18 protein-coding genes are annotated in these 17,540 nt (G+C 64.4%); 14 read left to right on the top strand and 4 right to left on the bottom strand.

Translation table 11 applies throughout. The features are described 5' to 3' along the window. Nucleotides 1-83: 83 nt before the first annotated feature. Nucleotides 84-1,118, top strand: a complete 1,035-nt coding sequence (locus tag L0F51_RS19100; protein ID WP_234630739.1) for an aldose epimerase family protein — start codon at nucleotides 84-86, stop codon at nucleotides 1,116-1,118. Nucleotides 1,119-1,125: 7 nt separating this feature from the next. Here the strand turns inward: L0F51_RS19100 and L0F51_RS19105 are convergent, their stop codons facing one another. Continuing rightward, on the bottom strand, nucleotides 1,126-2,373 hold the full coding sequence (locus tag L0F51_RS19105) for an FAD-binding oxidoreductase (protein ID WP_234630740.1): 1,248 nt from the start codon (nucleotides 2,371-2,373) through the stop codon (nucleotides 1,126-1,128). A gap of 143 nt (nucleotides 2,374-2,516) precedes the next feature. Here L0F51_RS19105 and L0F51_RS19110 point away from each other — a divergent pair, with 143 nt between their 5' ends. After that, on the top strand, nucleotides 2,517-2,831 hold the full coding sequence (locus L0F51_RS19110; RefSeq protein WP_092809856.1) for a polyhydroxyalkanoic acid system family protein: 315 nt from the start codon (nucleotides 2,517-2,519) through the stop codon (nucleotides 2,829-2,831). 50 nt (nucleotides 2,832-2,881) lie between these two features. On the opposite strand, the gene L0F51_RS19115 is transcribed toward L0F51_RS19110, so the two are convergent. Beyond that, the gene (locus L0F51_RS19115) at nucleotides 2,882-3,775 is read right to left on the bottom strand and encodes a LysR family transcriptional regulator (RefSeq protein WP_234630741.1); all 894 of its coding nucleotides are present in this window, start codon (nucleotides 3,773-3,775) and stop codon (nucleotides 2,882-2,884) included. Nucleotides 3,776-3,881: 106 nt separating this feature from the next. Between L0F51_RS19115 and L0F51_RS19120 the strand changes: the two genes are divergently transcribed. The 5 genes from L0F51_RS19120 (at nucleotide 3,882) to L0F51_RS19140 (ending at nucleotide 7,657) form a co-directional block, all read left to right on the top strand. Beyond that, nucleotides 3,882-4,622 carry an SDR family oxidoreductase gene (locus tag L0F51_RS19120; RefSeq protein WP_234630742.1) on the top strand — a complete coding sequence of 247 codons (741 nt, stop codon included), beginning with the start codon at nucleotides 3,882-3,884 and terminating at the stop codon, nucleotides 4,620-4,622. Between the two features lie 71 nt (nucleotides 4,623-4,693). After that, nucleotides 4,694-4,909 carry a 4-oxalocrotonate tautomerase family protein gene (locus L0F51_RS19125; protein ID WP_234630743.1) on the top strand — a complete coding sequence of 72 codons (216 nt, stop codon included), beginning with the start codon at nucleotides 4,694-4,696 and terminating at the stop codon, nucleotides 4,907-4,909. Between the two features lie 138 nt (nucleotides 4,910-5,047). Further along, a complete protein-coding gene (locus L0F51_RS19130; protein ID WP_234630744.1) occupies nucleotides 5,048-6,052 on the top strand; it encodes a 2-hydroxyacid dehydrogenase in 1,005 nt (334 codons plus the stop codon). A gap of 222 nt (nucleotides 6,053-6,274) precedes the next feature. Further along, on the top strand, nucleotides 6,275-6,880 hold the full coding sequence (locus tag L0F51_RS19135) for a DUF2087 domain-containing protein (RefSeq protein ID WP_234630745.1): 606 nt from the start codon (nucleotides 6,275-6,277) through the stop codon (nucleotides 6,878-6,880). Between the two features lie 105 nt (nucleotides 6,881-6,985). Next, entirely contained in the window at nucleotides 6,986-7,657 is a 672-nt protein-coding gene (locus tag L0F51_RS19140; protein ID WP_234630746.1) for an SDR family oxidoreductase, read from the top strand. A 20-nt stretch (nucleotides 7,658-7,677) separates the two neighbouring features. On the opposite strand, the gene L0F51_RS19145 is transcribed toward L0F51_RS19140, so the two are convergent. Next, complete coding sequence (locus L0F51_RS19145) at nucleotides 7,678-8,823, bottom strand: MFS transporter (RefSeq protein WP_234630747.1); 1,146 nt, start codon at nucleotides 8,821-8,823, stop codon at nucleotides 7,678-7,680. A 117-nt stretch (nucleotides 8,824-8,940) separates the two neighbouring features. Next, on the bottom strand, nucleotides 8,941-9,261 hold the full coding sequence (locus L0F51_RS19150) for an ArsR/SmtB family transcription factor (protein ID WP_370642454.1): 321 nt from the start codon (nucleotides 9,259-9,261) through the stop codon (nucleotides 8,941-8,943). A gap of 173 nt (nucleotides 9,262-9,434) precedes the next feature. Between L0F51_RS19150 and L0F51_RS19155 the strand changes: the two genes are divergently transcribed. The 7 genes from L0F51_RS19155 to L0F51_RS19185 all read left to right on the top strand — a co-directional run bounded on the left by L0F51_RS19155 (nucleotide 9,435) and on the right by L0F51_RS19185 (nucleotide 17,531). Next, the gene (locus L0F51_RS19155) at nucleotides 9,435-10,727 is read left to right on the top strand and encodes an NAD(P)/FAD-dependent oxidoreductase (protein WP_234630748.1); all 1,293 of its coding nucleotides are present in this window, start codon (nucleotides 9,435-9,437) and stop codon (nucleotides 10,725-10,727) included. A 29-nt stretch (nucleotides 10,728-10,756) separates the two neighbouring features. Beyond that, nucleotides 10,757-10,960, top strand: a complete 204-nt coding sequence (locus L0F51_RS19160; RefSeq protein ID WP_234630749.1) for a DUF2892 domain-containing protein — start codon at nucleotides 10,757-10,759, stop codon at nucleotides 10,958-10,960. A gap of 64 nt (nucleotides 10,961-11,024) precedes the next feature. Then, a complete protein-coding gene (locus L0F51_RS19165; protein WP_234630750.1) occupies nucleotides 11,025-12,104 on the top strand; it encodes an efflux RND transporter periplasmic adaptor subunit in 1,080 nt (359 codons plus the stop codon). After that, the gene (locus L0F51_RS19170) at nucleotides 12,101-15,337 is read left to right on the top strand and encodes an efflux RND transporter permease subunit (RefSeq protein WP_234630751.1); all 3,237 of its coding nucleotides are present in this window, start codon (nucleotides 12,101-12,103) and stop codon (nucleotides 15,335-15,337) included. Before L0F51_RS19165 ends, L0F51_RS19170 begins: the two co-directional genes overlap by 4 nt. A gap of 280 nt (nucleotides 15,338-15,617) precedes the next feature. Beyond that, on the top strand, nucleotides 15,618-16,106 hold the full coding sequence (locus L0F51_RS19175; protein WP_234630752.1) for a hypothetical protein: 489 nt from the start codon (nucleotides 15,618-15,620) through the stop codon (nucleotides 16,104-16,106). A 5-nt stretch (nucleotides 16,107-16,111) separates the two neighbouring features. Beyond that, complete coding sequence (locus L0F51_RS19180) at nucleotides 16,112-17,146, top strand: MotA/TolQ/ExbB proton channel family protein (protein WP_234630753.1); 1,035 nt, start codon at nucleotides 16,112-16,114, stop codon at nucleotides 17,144-17,146. Next, nucleotides 17,136-17,531, top strand: coding sequence for a biopolymer transporter ExbD (locus L0F51_RS19185; protein ID WP_234630754.1), 396 nt, complete (start codon nucleotides 17,136-17,138; stop codon nucleotides 17,529-17,531). The genes L0F51_RS19180 and L0F51_RS19185 overlap by 11 nt, the downstream gene beginning before the upstream one ends. Nucleotides 17,532-17,540: the final 9 nt, after the last annotated feature.

Here is a 17,540-nt window from a genome sequence, read left to right on the forward strand (position 1 = left end):
TGCTTCCTCCCGGCACCTTGAACCGATGCTTTCGGACTGTCATAGCCGGCGAGGGAGAAACGCCAGCAGAAAGAAGACGCGCCATGGAAGCCGCCGGGACGAGACGGGTTTTCGGAACGACGCCAGAGGGGCAGACCATCGAGGCGGTGACGATCGCCGCGGGCGAATTGTCGGCCGACATCATCACCTATGGCGCGATCTTGCGCGATCTCAGATTGCTGCACATGCCGCATCCGCTTGTGCTCGGCTTCTGCGACCTCGACGGGTATCTGAACACGAACGCCTTTCTGGGTGCGACGGCGGGGCGCGTCGGCAACCGCATTGCCGGCGGACGTTTCACCCTCGACGGGCGCGAGATCGAGCTCGACGTCAATGATCCGCCCAATCACCTGCATGGCGGCAAGGCGAGTTTTGGACGTCGTCCCTGGCGCATCATGAGCCATGACGAGACGAGCGTCATTCTCGGTCTCGTCTCGCGCGCCGGGGAATCCGGCTATCCGGGGACGGTCGAGGTCACCTGCCGCTTCGAGCTTTTGCCGCCGGCGACGCTGCGCATCACTTATCTCGGCCGCACCGACGAGCCGACGCTTCTGAACCTTCTGCACCATTCTTATTTCAACCTCTCCGGCGCAGACGACATTTTGAATCACGCTCTGATGATCCCGGCCCAAGCCTATCTGCCGGCGAACGAAAACGAGATCCCGACGGGCGAGGTGCGTGGTGTCGAGGGGACGCCCTACGATTTCAGAAAGCGGGCGACGATCGCCGAGCGGCGCGGTTCGGAGAAGACGGTTTACGATGCCAATTTCTGTCTGGCCGAGCACCGCCACGAGGATCCGCGCCATGCCGCCAGCGTCTGGAACGACAACGGCGAACTGGAGATGCAGGTGTGGACGACAGAGCCGGGCATCCAGCTCTATGACGGATACAAGCTCGATCTGCCGGTGAAGGGCCTCGAAGGTCGTCCTTACGGCGCGCATGCCGGGCTTTGTCTGGAGCCGCAGCTTTGGCCGGACGCGCCGAACCACGAGGGCTTTCCGAGCGCCGTTTTGCGGCCGGGAGAGACCTATCGCCAGGTCACGGAATTCCACTTCCGCCACGACCCCGTCGCCGAGTGAGCGCGCCTCAGGGCCGGTCGGGCTGGTAAGGCGTGAGGTCGATATTGGGTGCGGGGCCGGCGATGAGATCGGCGATGAGACGCCCGGTCTTCGCCGAGCCCGTCAGGCCGAGATGGTGGTGGCCGAAGGCGGCGTAGACGCCGCGCGCGGCCGGAAACTCGCCGATCAAGGGAATGGAATCGGCCGGTGCCGGGCGGTGGCCCATCCACTGCCCGCTCTCGCGCCAGGGGAGATCCGGCAAAGCCGCCTTTCCGACCCGGCGGATGAAATCGAAGATCTTCTCGTCCGGCGGTGCCTCGAGCCCGCCGAATTCGACCACGCCCGCAAGCCGGATGCGCCCCGTCATCGGTGTCGCGACGAACTGGCCGGCGGCGATCATCACCGGGCCTTTGAGCGTCTCGTCTGGCGCTTCGATCTCGATGTGGTAGCCGCGCTCGCTCTCCATCGGCACACGCATGCCGAGCGATCTGCCAAGCGGCCCGGACCAGATGCCGGCCGCCAGCACGCAAGCATCGCAGGCGAACATGTCGCCACCGGCGCGCACGCCCGCGACGCGACCGTTTTCGCGCACGATGTCGGTGACGTCCGCCGTGACGATGCGCCCGCCGGAGGCCACAAAATAGGCTGCGAGCGCCTCCACGTAACGGCCGGGATCCCGGATATAGCCGTGGTTCGGAAAGGCGACGCCGAAGGTGATGTCAGGCGCGAGCAGTGTTTCGCGGCCGTGGAGTTCGGCGTTGTCGAGCTCACGCCAGGTGAAACCATGCTTGCGGCGGAGCTCGAAGCTGAAGGCGGAGGCTTCGAAATCACCGCGGCTCTTATAGGCGTAGAGATATTCGCACGGCACGACGAAATCCTCCGCGCCGGTTCCCTCGGCGAGCGCCTGATGCTGCTCCAGGCTGTCGGAAATGATCCCGGCCAGGGCCGCTGCAATCTCTTCGGTCTTCTGCTGCGTGCACATCCGAAGCGTGCGGAGGAAGAAGGGCATGGCCTTCGGCAGATGCGGCCAGCGCAGGAAGACGGGCTTGTCCGGGTTCAAGATCATGCCCGGCATTTTGAGGGGCAGGCCGGGCTCCGTGACGGGCACGACGGCCGACGAGGCGAGGAGACCCGCATTGCCGAAGGAGGCGCCGGCCGCGGGGCCTTCGCGGTCGATGAGGAGGACGTCGAGACCGCGGCGTTGCAGCCAGATCGCGGCGGCGACGCCCACAACGCCCGCGCCGACGACGATGGCGGTCTTCTTTTCAGACTGCATGCTTCCGTCCTCTATCCCCGCATCCTCTTCCAGGCTCGCCCGAGAGGGGCGGGCTGTGACGATTTCGGCGGTTGCTCGCACGCCAAGTTGTCTTCCAGTCCACGAGCCACCACATCCAGGCGAAATTCCTTCGAGGAGAGAAGATGTCCACGCCCGTCACCGTCAATATTCCGCATAAGCTCGGCCGCGAAGAGGCCAAACGTCGCTTGGAAAAAGGCTTCGATCGTGTGCGCGACGATATGGGGATCGGCCGCGTCTTGCAGTTCGAGGAACGCTGGGAGGGCGAGAGGCTCTATTTCGATGCGGCGACGATGGGTCAGAAGATTTCCGGCCGCGTCGATGTCTTCGAAGAGGTGGTGCGCATCGAGGTCGATCTGCCCTGGTTCCTGGCGGCGATCGCCGACAAGGTGCAGGGCCGGCTGAAGAAGACGGGCACGCTCCTCCTGGAAAAGAAATAGGCCGGTTGTAACCGTCCGCTCGGCGGTCGGTCGCAGGATCCGTGCTCGTTTCAGACTTGGATCTTTGCGAAGGCCTCGCTCACCCAATCGAGAAAGACGCGCAGGCGCGGTGCCATTTGCCGGTTGTGCGGATAGAGCGCGGAGATCGGCGTCGACGATGGGGGTGTCTCCGCCAGCACCTCCACGAGCCGGCCTGTGACGAGATCCTCGGCGAAGCGATAGCGTGGCGCTTGAATCAGACCGAGGCCGAGGCGTGCGAGCTCCGCCATCGTATCGGAATTGTTGCAGGTCACGCGGGCCGGCAGGGTTTTGTGAACGAGCCGGCCTTCGACCATGAATTCGAGCGGCAGAATTTCGCGGGTGCGCGACGAGACGAAGCCGACCACGAGATGGCCATCGAGCTGAGCGGGGGAAGTTGGCACGCCATGCCGCTCGAGATATCCGGGACTTGCGACGGTGATCTCGTCGAGCGTGGCGAGACGCCGCGCGATCAGGCCGCTGTCCGGCAATTCGCCTGCTCGGATGGCGCAATCCACCCCCTCACGCACAAGGTCGACCAGTCGGTCGCTTTGTCCAAGATGAATGTCGATCAGCGGATAGCGCGCGAGAAACTCCGGAAGTCGTGGCAGGATGAAGGTGCGCGTGAGCCTTGGATGGGCGTCGATGCGGAGCGTTCCGCGTGGCCTCGTATCGCGCAGGAGCCCCTCGGCTTCCTCGATATCGGCGAGAATGGCGACACAGCGGCGGTAATAATCCTCTCCGTCGAGCGTCGGCGCAACGTGGCGCGTGCTGCGCTCGAGAAGGCGTGCTCCGAGCGCGGCCTCGAGCTGCTTGATGGCTGACGTCGCGGTCGAGCGCGGAATTTCGAGATCCGCCGCTGCGGCGGTGAAGCTTCCACGCTCCACCACGCGGACGAAGAGGCGCATACTGTCGAAGCGGTCCATGCCTATTGTTCGCCATAAATGAATTCTGATGGCAAGATAGGGGCGATTATTCCCGCCGACAGAAAGCTTATCTCCGTCGCGACAATGAAATGCGAAGGAGACAGCAATGACCGACCACAAGCCGCGTGTGGCCATCGTGACCGGTGCCTCGAAAGGAATCGGCGCGGCGATCGCGCGAAGGCTCGCCTCGGACGGCGCAGCCGTGATCGTGAACTACGCCCACAGCCGCGCGTCGGCGGAGCGTCTTGTCGGCGACATCGAGGGGGCCGGAGGCAAGGCCCTTGCCGTGCAGGCGGATGTCGCCTCGGCGGAGGGGCTTCAAAGCCTCTTCGACGCCGCCGAACAGGCATTTGGACAGGCCGATATTCTCGTGAACAACGCCGGCATCATGGAGCTGGCACCGATCGCCGACGTCAGCGATGAAGCCTTCGAACGTCAGATTGCGATCAATCTCGGTGGTGTCGTCAGAGGCATGCGGGAGGGCGCCCGGCGGCTGCGCGATGGCGGCCGGATCATCAGCTTCTCGTCGAGCGTCGTCGGCCTCTATCAGCCGAGCTACGGCATCTACGCGGCGACCAAGGCTGCGACGGAAGCGCTGACCCATATTCTCGCCAAGGAGCTCGGACAGCGGGCCATTACCGTCAATGCGGTGGCGCCGGGCCCCGTCGAGACGGAGCTTTTTACCAGGGGCAAGAGCGACGACCAGATCGCAGCGATCGCGCGGATGAACCCCCTCGGCCGGCTCGGGCGGCCTGAGGATATTGCGGACGTCGTTTCCTTCCTTGCAGGGCCCGACAGCGGCTGGGTGAACGGCCAGGTGATCCGCGCCAATGGCGGCGTGATCTAGGCTCCGATTTGCCGACGGCGACACCGCTATCCGCTCCCTCCCACGCAGGCCCGAACACGACGGAGAAAATCATGCCTTTTGCCAATTACAAACTCCCTCAAGCGGCGCTTACACGCGCGCAGAAGGAAGAGCTTATCCACCGCACGATGGACCTCTTGGCCGAGTATTTCGGTGAAGCCGCGCGTCCCCATACGATGGTGTTGATCGAGGAGGTGCCGGACGGCGGCTACGGCCGTGCCGATGTCGTCTTCATGGTCCCGGAGGAATATCGGGCCAGCACCGACTGACAGCGGAGCCGGGCCGCTATATCGCAGGCGTGCTCGGCTCCTCATTCGTGCAGACCAGCCATCGCTTGGAATTGCCCCCGATCCTTCCCAATTGCAGCCTGACACCGACAGGACGAACCCCAAGGAGGTGAAGGGCCCATGAAAGTCGCCGTCTTCAGCACGAAGAACTATGATCGCAGCTTCATCGAGAAGGCCGGCGAGGGCTCCGGCCACGAATTCCACTTCTTCGAACCGCATCTGACGCGTGAGACGGCGCCGCTGGCACGCGGCGCCGATGCCGTCTGCATCTTCGTCAACGACAGCGCCGATGCGGAGACGCTGGCGGCGGTGAAGGAGGAGGGCGTTCGCTTCGTCGCCCTGCGCTGTGCGGGTTTCAACAATGTCGATCTTGCCGCCGCCCACCGGCTCGGCATGTCGGTGGCGCGCGTGCCAGCCTATTCGCCACATGCGGTCGCCGAATATACGATCGGGCTCATCCTGGCGCTCAACCGCAAGCTCTGCCGCGCCCATAACCGCGTGCGCGAGGGCAACTTCTCGCTCGAAGGCCTGCTCGGCTTCGACCTGAAGGGCAAGACGGCGGGTGTCGTCGGCACGGGTGCCATCGGCGCCGTGGTCGTGAAGATCCTCCGCGGCTTCGGAATGAACGTCCTCACCTATGATTTGCGCGAGAACCCCGACTGCCTGGCCGACGGTGCGCGTTACGTCTCGCTCGACGAACTCTTTGCCGAAAGCGATGTCATCACGCTGCACTGCCCGTTGACGCCCGGCACGCGCCATCTCGTCGACGCAGACCGCATCGCGTCCTTGAAGCCGGGCTGCATGCTGATCAACACGAGCCGCGGTGCGCTCGTCGATGCGCCTGCTTTGATCGAGGGTCTGAAGAGCGGGCAGATCGGCTCGCTCGGCCTCGACGTCTATGAAGAAGAGGCGGATCTGTTTTTCGAGGATCTCTCAAACTATATGTTGCAGGACGACGTCTTCGCCAGGCTTCTCACCTTCCCCAACGTCCTCATCACCGGCCACCAGGCCTTCTTCACCGAGGAGGCGTTGAGCGCGATCGCCGAAACGACGATCGCCAACCTGACCGGTTTCGAGAAGCAGGGTCGACCCGAATACGAAGTCTCCGTCGAAGCGATCGGGTGAGGGCCGGTGACAACCCGAGATGCCAATCCAGGGGCAGCGCCTCTTGCAAAGCGCGGGTGGCTGGAGCATAGGGTGGCGAGGGTCCGCAGTTCACCCAGGCGTCACCGTCCCGCGAGGGAAGCTAAACCTGCCAGAGAATAAAGCTCGACACCAAGCCTCGTGCCGCGTCGCAAGCCGGTGACCCTCGACCCCATTCTGGAACGGCACGCTTGAGGGTTGGTCATGTCCAGGACTCCCATTCCACTCGCCACGCGCGACATGTCGACGTTTGCGAAGTCGCTCCGCCGACAGCTCGCAGATCATGAGGCTCCACCGAGCCATCTCGAGCTGCTCAATATGCTTGCCCGCTCGGCCGGGCACCGCAACTTTCAACAGTTGCGGGCGAACATGTTGGGCGAGGAGCTGCCCGGCGAGCAGGTCGCGTCTGGCGATCCGTCGGCGGATCATCTTGAAATCGATCGTGCGGCGGACAATCCGCCTGCCGACGAGCGGCGATTGAAGCGGGTGCTGCGCCAGTTCGACCAAAATGCCGTGCTCCTGCGCTGGCCGAAGCGGCAAAGCGACCGCAATCTCTGCCTCTGGCTCATCTGGTCGCTCTTTCCGGCTGGTGAAAGCTTCACCGAAGCGGAGGTCAACGCCTTCCTTGTGGCGCGGCACGCCTTTGGCGACCCTGCGCTCTTGCGCCGTGCGCTTGTCGATCTCGGCCTTGTCTGGCGCACGCGCAGCGGCAGCGAATATCGTCGGGTGGAGCTTGAACCTCCGGCGGAGGCGCTCGCCTTGATCCGTCGGCTCGGCGTACGGCCCGAACCGGCGAGATCGGCGCGGTGAACCTTTGGGTCCGGCTATCGCCCCCGGCGATTGCCGCCTTAGGTTGGGGTGAAGCGCTCTTTGGAGCGCGCCCCTTCCTGACGTCAAATGCTCCGGGAGCAATGCATGAAGACCTTTCTCATCACCGGCGCCTCGACCGGTATCGGCGCGGCGACGGCGCGCGCGGCCGTTGAGGCCGGCTACAACGTGGCGCTCGCCGCGCGCTCCAAGGACAAGCTCGAAGGCCTCGTCGCCGAGCTCGGCAAGGAGCGGGCGATTGCGATCTCCTGCGACGTGACGAGCCTGGAAGACCAGCAGGCGATGGTCGCCAAGACGCTTGAGGCTTTTGGGCGCATCGACGTCGTCTTCGCCAATGCCGGCGTCGGCTCCAAGGGCTCCGGGACGGAGGGCGGCGATCCGGACAATTTCCGCGAGATGATTTTGACCAACGTTCTGGGCGTGGTGCTCACCGCCAAGGTGACGCTGGCGGAGATCAAGAAGAACCGCGGCCACATCCTCATCACGAGCTCACGCGCCGGGCGCATGACCATGCGCGGATCGGTTTACGGCGCCACCAAATGGGCGGTGACCGGCTACGGCCAGAATCTGCGCGAGGAGCTTGAAGGCACCGGCGCGCGCGTGACCCTGATCGAGCCCGGCATGGTCGACACGCCATTCTTCGACGAGCGGAAGCCCGATGCCTTGAAGGCGGAGGATGTCGTGGCGGCGGTGATGTACGCGGTCTCGCAGCCGGAACACGTCAATGTCGGCGAGATTCTTGTGACCCCCGTGCGATAGGGCCGCTCCAAGCGCTTTCTTTAAACCGGTTGTGTCGCCCGCCGTGAGCAGGCGGCCACCACCGTGACCATTGCGGCCAGCATTCCGAAGGCGATGGAGAGCCCGAAGGCCTTGCCGACGAAGCCGACGAGGGCGGGGCCGAGAAGCACGCCCGCATAGCCGAACATCGACATGGCGGCGATGGCGAGCCCCGCGGGCATCACCTTCTGGCGGCCGGCCTGGGTGAAAAGCAGCGGCACGATGTTGGCCGCCCCGAGGCCGACGAAGAGGAAGCCGATCAAAGACAAGGGCGCCGGCATCAAAATGATCTTGAGGAGCCCGATCGTGGCGAGCGTAGCGCCGATAAGCAGCATGTTGCGCGCGCCGACGAGCCGCGTGAAGCGGTCGCCGGTGAAGCGGCCGATCGTCATCGCGCCGGCGAAAAGGGCATAACCGATCCCCGCCTGCGAAGCCGGAAAATCCTTGTTCTCGGTGAGGAAGACGGCGCCCCAATCGAGCATCGCCCCTTCCGTCAGAAACATGACGAAGGCGAGAAGGCCGATCAGAAGCACGATGCCGCGCGGGCGCACGAACAAGGGCGTATGATCCTCGGCCCGCGTGCGCAGCAGCCGCGGCGAGGCGACGACGATCGCAAGGGCCAGAATGAAGGCGGCGGCGAGAGACGCGACGGAGGGAGCAAGCCCGGCCGACAGGGCGCCCGTCATGCCGGCTGCTCCGATCAGGCCGCCGACGCTGTAAAGCCCGTGGAAGTTCGACATGAGGGGTATGCCGGCCGCCTCCTGCACCTCGACGGCATGGACATTGGCGCCGACATCGACAGCGCCGATGGAGGCGCCGAAGGCGAAGAGCACGATGGCGATCGCTGCACTCGTCGGTGCGACGGCGAGAAGCGGCAGGGTGACGGCAAGTCCGAGTGACCCGGCGAGAACGACGGCACGCGCCCCGATCCGCCCGGAAAGGGCGCCGGCCGCCGGCATGGTCAACACCGAACCGACGCCGAGGCACAAGAGCAGCAGGCCAAGCCCGGCCTCGTCGACGCCGAGGCGCGTTTTCACATAAGGCACGAGCGGGGCCCAGCAGGCCGTGCCGAAGCCGGCAATGAAGAAGGCGAGCCGCGTCGCAAGGCGAGTGCCGGGCGTGTCGCCGGACGGAATGGATATGGTCATCGGGGAACGCTGCCGCAGGGGTGGGGAGCCTCGGCCGTCCTAACTTTCGCCCGACAGGCGGTCAATCGCGCATCGGGCTTTCACGCCATCAACACAAAACGGTGAAGACGGGGCGACCTAGTCCTCCGCCGCCACGGGCGGGGTGCAATAGGCGCCATGCAAGGTCTCGATGACGACGAGAACTTCAGGGCGGGCAATGCGGTAAAAGACGTTCGTGCCCTTGCGCCTGGAGAGCACGAGGCCATCCGCCCTCAGCCGCATAAGGTGTTGTGACATAGGCACTTGGTCGATGCCACCGAGCTCTTTGCGCAGCTGGCTGACCGATTTTTCTTCCCGCCCCAACGCGCACAAAACGAGCAGCCTCTGCGGATGCGAGAGGCTGCGCATGAGGTCGGCTGCGCGCTCCGATGCGGGGATCATATCCGTTACATTCATCATCTTGAAATTAGAATGTTTGAATGTTAAACGCAAGACAGATGGGGCGGATGACACCGAAAAATCGGGAGCCGTCTCACCTCGCGCCGGACCGCTTTGCGGCCGGTGGCGGTGGCCGCGCCGGCTTTGCCGCTTGCGAGGCAGCACAGGCCGCAGGGCCGGAGAGGGAGGGTTTAATGGCGAAGATTGTGGTGATGGGAGCCGGGCTCGGCGGCATCGTGATGGCCTACGAGATGAAGGCGAAGCTCAGTCGGGAAGACGAACTGACCGTCGTGCATCTCGGCGGCACATATTCCTTCGTGCCGTCCAATCCGTGGGTGGCGGTGGGCTGGCGTCAGCCGTCCGAGATCACGGTCGAAGTGGGGCCGGTTCTGGCGCGCAAGGGGATCGGCTTCCGGCCGGAAGGTGCGCGTCGCGTGCACCCTGAGGAAAACCGCGTCGAGCTCAACGACGGGACGTTCCTCGATTACGATTACCTCATCATCGCGACAGGCCCGGACCTCGCCTTCGACGAAATCGAAGGAATGGGGCCCGAGGCGGGGACGCAATCGATCTGCCAGATCGAGCACGCCGTGCAGGCGAAGGCGGCCTTCGACGAATTGGTGAAGAAGCCGGGGCCGGTCGTCGTCGGTGCCGTCCAGGGTGCCTCCTGTTTCGGTCCGGCCTATGAATTCGCCTTTGTGCTCGATACCGCGCTCCGCCGTGCCAAGAAGCGCGACCAGGTGCCGATGACTTTCGTCACGCCGGAACCCTATATCGGCCATCTCGGCCTCGATGGCGTCGGCGACACCAAGGGCCTTCTGGAGAGCGCGCTGCGCGAACACCACATCAAGTGGATCACCAATGCGCGCACGGTGAAGGCGGAAGATGGCACGATGGTCGTGGAGGAGCTCCACGACGACGGTGCGCTGAAGGCGACGCACGAGCTGCCTTTCACCTTTTCCATGATGCTGCCGGCCTTCCGCGGCGTGCCCGCGGTCTATGGCATCGAAGGCCTGACCAATCCGCGCGGCTTCGTCACCATCGACCGCCACCAGCGCAACGAGACCTATCCGAATGTCTTTGCGATCGGTGTGTGCGTGGCGATCCCGCCGGTCAGCAAGACGGCTTTGCCGGTGGGCGTCCCCAAGACCGGCTTCATGATCGAATCCATGGTGACGGCGACGGCGGAGAACATTTCCGCCCTCCTGAAAGGCCAGGAGCCGCATGCCGTCGCCTCCTGGAATGCCGTCTGTCTCGCCGATTTCGGCGATGACGGCATCGCCTTCATCGCTCAACCCCAGATCCCGCCGCGCAACGTCAATTGGTCTTCGCAGGGGCGGTGGGTGCACGCCGCGAAGATCGGCTTCGAGCGCTACTTCCTGCGCAAGATCCGCCAGGGGCAGAGCGCGAGTTTCCTCGAAAACGTCGTGCTCGATGCTCTCGGCATCAAGAAGCTCAAGGAAATCCACATGGAGGCCGCTGAATAGATCGGCGGCCCAACGAAGGAGAAAGTGAAATGACAGTCGACCGTGCCGTTCTCGCCTTTGCTGGCTGCATGATCCTTTTGTCCCTGCTTTTGGGCTATGCGACCTCGCCGTACTGGTACCTTCTGACGGCGTTCGTTGGCCTCAACCTGCTGCAGGCATCCTTTACGGGCTTCTGCCCGGCGGCCTTCATCTTCAAGAAGATGGGGATGCAGCCCGGCGTCGCTTTCTCGTAAGCCGTCATTCAAGTGAGCCGCCGGCTCGAGCCGGCGGCTTTAACCCTCCCTCTTTGAGACCGTCATGCTGAAAGTTGCCCGGCAGAGCTCTGCCGCTGCGAAAGTCTTTGCCACGATCCTCCTCGCTCTGGTCGCCATGCCTCTGGCGGCCTTGCACGCGGCCTCTGCCGAGATGACCGTGATGCCGCGCGTCGTGCCGGAGACCAAGGCCGTGTTCGGCCAGGTCAAAAGCCGCGATGTCGTCGCGGCGCGCGCACGCATCGGCGGAACGATCGAAAAGATTTCCGTCGATGAGGGAAGCGAGGTCGAGAAGGGTGAGGTGATTGCCGTCATCATCGACGACAAGATCCCGATCCAGAAGCGGGCGGCCGACGCGAAGATCGAAGTCCTGCGTTCGCAGCTCGCCAATGCCAATACGGATCTGGAGCGCGCCCAACAGCTGCGCACCACCGGTGCCGTTTCGCAATCGCGTCTCGATGAGGCTTCGACCCAGGTCCAGGTCTACACCAATCAGCTTGCGGCCGCCGAAGCCGAACGCGCCGTGATCGAACAGAATGCCCGCGAAGGCGAAGTGCTGGCTCCCGCCTCGGGGCGCGTGCTCGAAGTGCCGGTGACGCCGGGCTCCGTCGTCATGGCCGGCGATCAGATCGCGACCGTCGCCGGCGGCGGTTATTTCCTGAGATTGTCGCTACCGGAGCGCCATGCGGCGGAGATCGTCGAGGGTGACATGGTGAAGGTCGGCGACCGGGTGTTGAGCGCTGACGGTTCGGCCCGGAACGTCGAGCCGCGCACCGGCCGCCTCGTTAAGGTCTATCCGGAGATCGAGGACGGCAAAGTGAAGGCCGATGTCGAGGTTGAAGGCCTCGGCGATTATTTTGTCGGCGAGCGCACACTCGTCTGGATTCCGGTTGCGACGCGGGAGGTTCTCGCCGTGCCGCGCCAGGCGGTGACGACCCGCCACGGGATCGATTACGTCACGCTTCAGACGCAAGAGGGGCCCGTCGAAGTCGCCGTGGTTCTCGGCCGGACTTTTGAGCCGCAGGCGAAAGATGAGGCCGCCGATACGAGTGCCTCAGACGCCGACGCCGAAACGGTCGAAATCCTGAGCGGCCTCGATGCGGGCGACCGGGTGATCCTGCCATGAAGCTCGGCCTTGCCGGCGGCCTGACGAAATCCTTCATTTCATCGCCGCTCACACCGCTTCTGCTGCTCGCTTCCTTCGCGCTCGGCCTTGTGGCCCTCGTCACCCTGCCGCGCGAAGAGGAACCGCAGATTTCCGTGCCGATGGTCGACATCCATGTGCGGGCCGACGGGCTGAAGGCGGAAGATGCCGTCAAGCTCGTGACGGAACCCTTGGAGACGATCGTCAAAAGCATCGACGGTGTCGAACACGTCTATTCGCAGACCGGCGACGACGCTGCGATGGTGACGGCGCGTTTTGAAGTCGGCACGTCTTCGGATGCGGCCATCCTGCGCGTTCACGAAAAAATCCGGGCCAATATGGATGAGATCCCGACCGGGATCCCCGAGCCGTTGATCGTCGGCCGCGGCATCGACGATGTGGCGATCGTCGTCGTCACGCTGTCGCCCGAGCCGGATGCGGCCGGGCGCTGGTCTGAAAACGATCTGACGCGGATCGCGCGCGAATTGCAGGTGGAGATCGCCAAGCTCCCCGATATCGGCCTCACCTATATCGTCGGCGAGCAGCCGGAAGAGATCCGCATCGAACCGGACCCGGAAAAGCTGTCGCTCTACGGCATTACGCTGGAACAGCTTGCCGGCAAGCTCAAGGGCGCCAACCGTTCGTTCGAAGCCGGAACCGTGCGTGCAGATGGCGGACAGCGGGTTCTCGTCGGGGGCCAGACGCTGCAGACATTGCCGGAGATCGGCAATCTGCTTTTGACGGCGCGCGACGGCCGCCCCGTCTATGTGCGCGACGTCGCCGACATCACGCTCGCGACCGATCCGAACGAGACGCGTGTCGCCAATATCGCCAAGACCGATGCCGGCCTGACGCGGGTGCCGGCCGTGTCGCTCGCAATCGCCAAGCGCCACGGCACCAATGCCGTCGTCATCGCCGATGAGATCGTCCATCGCCTGCATCAGGTGAAGGGCGAGATCTTCCCCGAAGACATCGCCATGACCATCACCCGCAATTACGGGGAGACGGCGAACGAGAAGGCGAACGAGCTTCTCTTCCATCTGGGCCTGGCGACGATTTCGATCGTCGTTCTGGTGGCGATCGCGATCGGCTGGCGCGAGGCGATGGTCGTCGCCGTCGTCATTCCGACGACGATCCTTCTGACGCTCTTCGCCTCTCGCCTGATGGGTTACACGCTCAACCGCGTCAGTCTCTTTGCGCTGATTTTTTCGATCGGCATCCTGGTCGACGACGCGATCGTCGTCATCGAGAACATCGCCCGTCATTGGGCGATGCGTGACGGCCGCTCGAAACGTCAGGCTGCGATCGAAGCGGTGGCGGAGGTTGGAAATCCGACGATCGTGGCGACCTTGACGGTGGTCGCAGCCCTTCTGCCGATGCTCTTCGTGTCGGGCATGATGGGCCCCTATATGAGCCCGATCCCGGCGAATGCGTCGGGTGCGATGCTCTTCTCGTTCTTCGTCGCGGTGACGCTGACGCCGTGGCTGATGATGAAGCTCGGGCGCCGCGACGAGGGGGCGGCAAGCGCCCATGCCGGCCACCAGATCGGCCTTCTCGGCCGCTTCTATATCGCCGTGGCGCGGCCGATCCTGGAGACCCGTGCGGGCGCCTGGGTTTTCCTGATCGTCGTCGGCATTGCAACGCTCGCCTCGTTGTCGCTCTTCTATACGAAGCATGTGACGGTGAAGCTCCTGCCGTTCGACAACAAGACCGAGCTTCAAGTGGTCGTCGATCTGCCGGAAGGGTCCTCCGTCGAGGCGACCGACCGGGCGCTGCAGAAGATCGTCGCGAGGCTTGCCGACATTCCGGAAGTGGTCTCCTTCCAGACCTATGCGGGAACGGCGGCCCCCTTCAATTTCAACGGGCTCGTGCGCCATTATTATATTCGCGCCAATCCCGAGCAGGGCGACGTGGAGGTCAATCTTCTCGGCAAGGACGAGCGCGACCGCTCGAGCCACGACATTGCGCTTGCCATGCGCGAGGCCCTTGTCGGTCTCGATCTGCCGCAAGGCACCGCACTCAAGGTGGTCGAACCGCCGCCGGGTCCGCCGGTCCTCTCCACGCTTCTGGCTGAGATCTACGGGCCGGACGGCGAGACCCGTCGTGCGGTGGCGCGAAAAGTCCGTCAGATTTTCGAGGACGTGCCCTTCATCGTCGATGTCGACGACAGTTTCGGCAATCCGGCTGAGCGCAGCCGCATCGCCATCGATCAGGACAATCTGGAATATTACCGGGTGGAGCAGGGCGACGTGTACGACACGATCAGCGCGCTCTATTCGGGTTCCACGCTCGGCTATTCGCATCGCGGCGGCGGCCGGCATCCGATCCCGATCGTCATGCGCCTGTCGAAGGGGGACAAGGTGCTCGACGAGCGTGCCCTGTCGACGCCGGTGGCTGCCGATGCTCTGCCCGGCAACCGCTCGATCGTGGAACTCGGCGATGTGGTCAACGTCACCGAGGAGCAGGCCTCCTATCCGATCTTTCGCCACAACGGCCGCGCGACGGTGATGGTGCAGGCGGAGCTCGCCGGCGAATATGAAGCGCCGATCTACGGCATGCTCGCCGTCGACAAGAAAATCGACGAGACCGATTGGGGCGACCTGCCGAAGCCGACGGTCAAATTGCATGGCCAGCCGCAGGACGAAGGCCATCCGACGCTTCTATGGGACGGCGAATGGGAGGTGACCTGGGTGACCTTCCGTGACATGGGCGCGGCCTTCGGCGTCGCCATTCTGGGCATCTACATTCTGGTCGTGGCGCAGTTCGGGTCCTTCAAGCTGCCGCTCGTCATCCTGACGCCGATCCCCTTGACGTTCATCGGCATCATGCTCGGCCACTGGCTCTTCCATGCGCCGTTCACGGCGACCTCGATGATCGGCTTCATCGCGCTCGCTGGCATCATCGTCAGAAACTCGATCCTGCTCACGGACTTCATCCGCCATGCCCAGACGGCAGACCCTGAGAGGCCGCTCCTCGACGTGCTTCTGGAGGCGGGCGCGATCCGCTTCAAGCCGATCCTTCTGACGGCGCTCGCCGCCATGATCGGGGCCGCCGTGATCCTCGCCGATCCGATCTTCCAGGGGCTGGCGATCTCGCTTCTTTTCGGTCTCGCCTCCTCGACGGCGCTTACCGTCCTCGTCATTCCGGCGATCTATGTGGCACTCAAAGGCCACAAACGTCGGCCGAGACGGGAGATTGCTTCACAGGACGCTTGAAGGATCTGAATCGGCGTGTGAAGCCCATGAATCGAATCCTGAGCTGCGGCGTTTAAGTCTCGGCCGGGATTCGGCTTTGGGTGCCCGGGCGAACAAGACCGGGCGTCGCGAAGCCCGCGACTGTCTTTTTGCGATGACCTTTGGATGAGCGATCCCTGCCGTGGCCGAAAGGTCCTGTCTGCAAATTGTTGACCTTTATAGTCAACTTATGTAGCGCCTGGGGCTAAGCGGTCTGGGTCGCGCCTCGATCGGCCCGCGAGACGTTCTTGGAGAATTGCCGGTGTCGAAAACCACATGGTCGGGAACGCGGGTTGCGCTCGGTGCGGCTCTCATCTCTTTCGGGCTCGCCGGTTCGGCGTCCGCCGCCGACGGCGAGATCGGAGTGGAGCTCAATCGGCTGCAGCAGATGGAGGCGACCTGCCGCCTGTCGCTCGTCTTCACCAATCGCCTCGACGTGACGATCGACCAGCTCGAACTCGAAACCGTGCTGTTTGATCCGGACGGGGGCGCCATGCGCTTTCTCGTCCTGAAATCGCAGCCGCTCATCCCCGGCAAGATCCGCGTTTCGCAATATGATCTCGCTGACACGCAATGCAGCGGTGTCGGCTCGGTGCTGATCAACGACGTGGTCGGCTGCAAGGGCGAGGGGCTGGAGCCGGCCACCTGCCTTGCCAGGCTCGCGCCGTCGAGCCGCACGGATGCCGCATTGATCCTGACGGTTACCGATCAAGACAAGACCGCCACAGGCACGGCGGAGGCAACACAGTGAATGCGATGACGAAGCCCGCAGATTTCGAAACCCCGATGCGCCTTGCTCAGGCGAATCCGGACAAGGCCGCGTCGCCCGATGCAATGGCACCGTCCGGCGCGACGCCCGACGTGATGCCACCGGCCGCTCAGGGGGTCGACGGCGGCGGGGCCGGCACCGAAGCGGCCTCTCCGGATATGCCGGCGCCAGATGCGGCCGCGCCGTCTGGAACCCCGGATGGCGCGAGCCCCGATGGGTTCAGTGCAGATCCCGGGACAGCGGCGGCGCCGATGGGGGCACCCGATGGTGCTCTGCCGGCGGATATGACGGGCGCCGGCGGCCATCATATTCTGGGCTTCGACCTCGACCGCGCGCTCGGCTTCCTCGATCTCGGCGGTCCGGTGGTGGCCATCCTGATCGTCCTGTCGATCGTGGCGCTCGCCATCATCATTCGTAAGCTCTTCGACATTCTGCCCTTGGCCGGCGGCCGGCGCGGCCGCGTTGCGGGTGCCGTGCGCGACTGGCGGCAGGGCGAGCGGCGCGAGGCCCTCGCCAAAGTTCGGAACCTCAACGGGCCGACGGCCACGGTGGTCGCAACGGCGATGGCGCTGTCGATGAAGCGGGTTGCGCCCTCCGTCCTGCGCGAAGAGGTGGAGAGGGTGGCGAACGAGGAGCTCTACCGTCTGCGCCGGCATCTGCGCGGGCTCGAGGCGATCGCGCAGGTGGCGCCGCTGCTCGGTCTCTTCGGCACCATTCTCGGCATGATCGAGGCCTTTCAGACGCTGCAGGGAGCTGGCTCCAATGTCGATCCGGCAATGCTCGCCGGCGGCATCTGGGTGGCGCTTCTGACGACGGCTGTCGGCCTTGCCGTCGCCATTCCGTGCAACCTCGCGCTCCATTGGTTCGAGGGCCGCATCGATCGGGAACGGCAGGCGATCGAGAACCTCGCCACCTCCGTTCTGACGACGGCGGAGGCACGTCTGCATCTGGGTGAACGGGTGGGCGAGGAAGAGGATGGGGCATTTTCCGCGCATCTGACGGAGCCCGTCCATGCACATTAGCGCTCGCGCGCCCCGCCATCGCGCCATGAGCATGACGCCTCTGATCGACGTCGTCTTTCTGCTACTCCTGTTCTTCATGCTGGCCTCGACCTTCGCCCGCTTCGGCTCGGTCGATGTCACCCTGGCGCGCGAAACGGGCGCCACGTCGCGCCAGGCGGTGCCGATGCGCAATGTCCTGATCTCGGTCCGCGAAGACGGTTTTTACGCCGTCGATGGAGCACCGGTGGAGCTGGCGGCTCTCGGCGAGCGGCTGAAGGAGAAGGGCGGCGAGGACGAAGCGCGGGTGATCGTGCGTGCCTCTACCGGTGCCGTCGCGCAGGACATCGTTTCGGCCGTCGATGCGGCGCGGCGGGCGGCGATCGGCCCGGTCCTTCTGGTGCATTGAGCGGGGCGG

Source organism: Afifella sp. H1R, from assembly GCF_021462425.1.
Taxonomy (GTDB): Bacteria; Pseudomonadota; Alphaproteobacteria; order Rhizobiales; family Afifellaceae; genus Afifella; species Afifella aestuarii.

Coding starts and splice junctions, on each gene's coding strand:
- L0F51_RS19100 (WP_234630739.1), top strand. CDS start 84: ATGGAAGCCGCCGGGACGAGACGGGTTTTCGGAACGACGCCAGAGGGG.
- L0F51_RS19105 (WP_234630740.1), bottom strand. CDS start 2,373: ATGCAGTCTGAAAAGAAGACCGCCATCGTCGTCGGCGCGGGCGTTGTG.
- L0F51_RS19110 (WP_092809856.1), top strand. CDS start 2,517: ATGTCCACGCCCGTCACCGTCAATATTCCGCATAAGCTCGGCCGCGAA.
- L0F51_RS19115 (WP_234630741.1), bottom strand. CDS start 3,775: ATGGACCGCTTCGACAGTATGCGCCTCTTCGTCCGCGTGGTGGAGCGT.
- L0F51_RS19120 (WP_234630742.1), top strand. CDS start 3,882: ATGACCGACCACAAGCCGCGTGTGGCCATCGTGACCGGTGCCTCGAAA.
- L0F51_RS19125 (WP_234630743.1), top strand. CDS start 4,694: ATGCCTTTTGCCAATTACAAACTCCCTCAAGCGGCGCTTACACGCGCG.
- L0F51_RS19130 (WP_234630744.1), top strand. CDS start 5,048: ATGAAAGTCGCCGTCTTCAGCACGAAGAACTATGATCGCAGCTTCATC.
- L0F51_RS19135 (WP_234630745.1), top strand. CDS start 6,275: ATGTCCAGGACTCCCATTCCACTCGCCACGCGCGACATGTCGACGTTT.
- L0F51_RS19140 (WP_234630746.1), top strand. CDS start 6,986: ATGAAGACCTTTCTCATCACCGGCGCCTCGACCGGTATCGGCGCGGCG.
- L0F51_RS19145 (WP_234630747.1), bottom strand. CDS start 8,823: ATGACCATATCCATTCCGTCCGGCGACACGCCCGGCACTCGCCTTGCG.
- L0F51_RS19150 (WP_370642454.1), bottom strand. CDS start 9,261: ATGATGAATGTAACGGATATGATCCCCGCATCGGAGCGCGCAGCCGAC.
- L0F51_RS19155 (WP_234630748.1), top strand. CDS start 9,435: ATGGCGAAGATTGTGGTGATGGGAGCCGGGCTCGGCGGCATCGTGATG.
- L0F51_RS19160 (WP_234630749.1), top strand. CDS start 10,757: ATGACAGTCGACCGTGCCGTTCTCGCCTTTGCTGGCTGCATGATCCTT.
- L0F51_RS19165 (WP_234630750.1), top strand. CDS start 11,025: ATGCTGAAAGTTGCCCGGCAGAGCTCTGCCGCTGCGAAAGTCTTTGCC.
- L0F51_RS19170 (WP_234630751.1), top strand. CDS start 12,101: ATGAAGCTCGGCCTTGCCGGCGGCCTGACGAAATCCTTCATTTCATCG.
- L0F51_RS19180 (WP_234630753.1), top strand. CDS start 16,112: ATGACGAAGCCCGCAGATTTCGAAACCCCGATGCGCCTTGCTCAGGCG.
- L0F51_RS19185 (WP_234630754.1), top strand. CDS start 17,136: ATGCACATTAGCGCTCGCGCGCCCCGCCATCGCGCCATGAGCATGACG.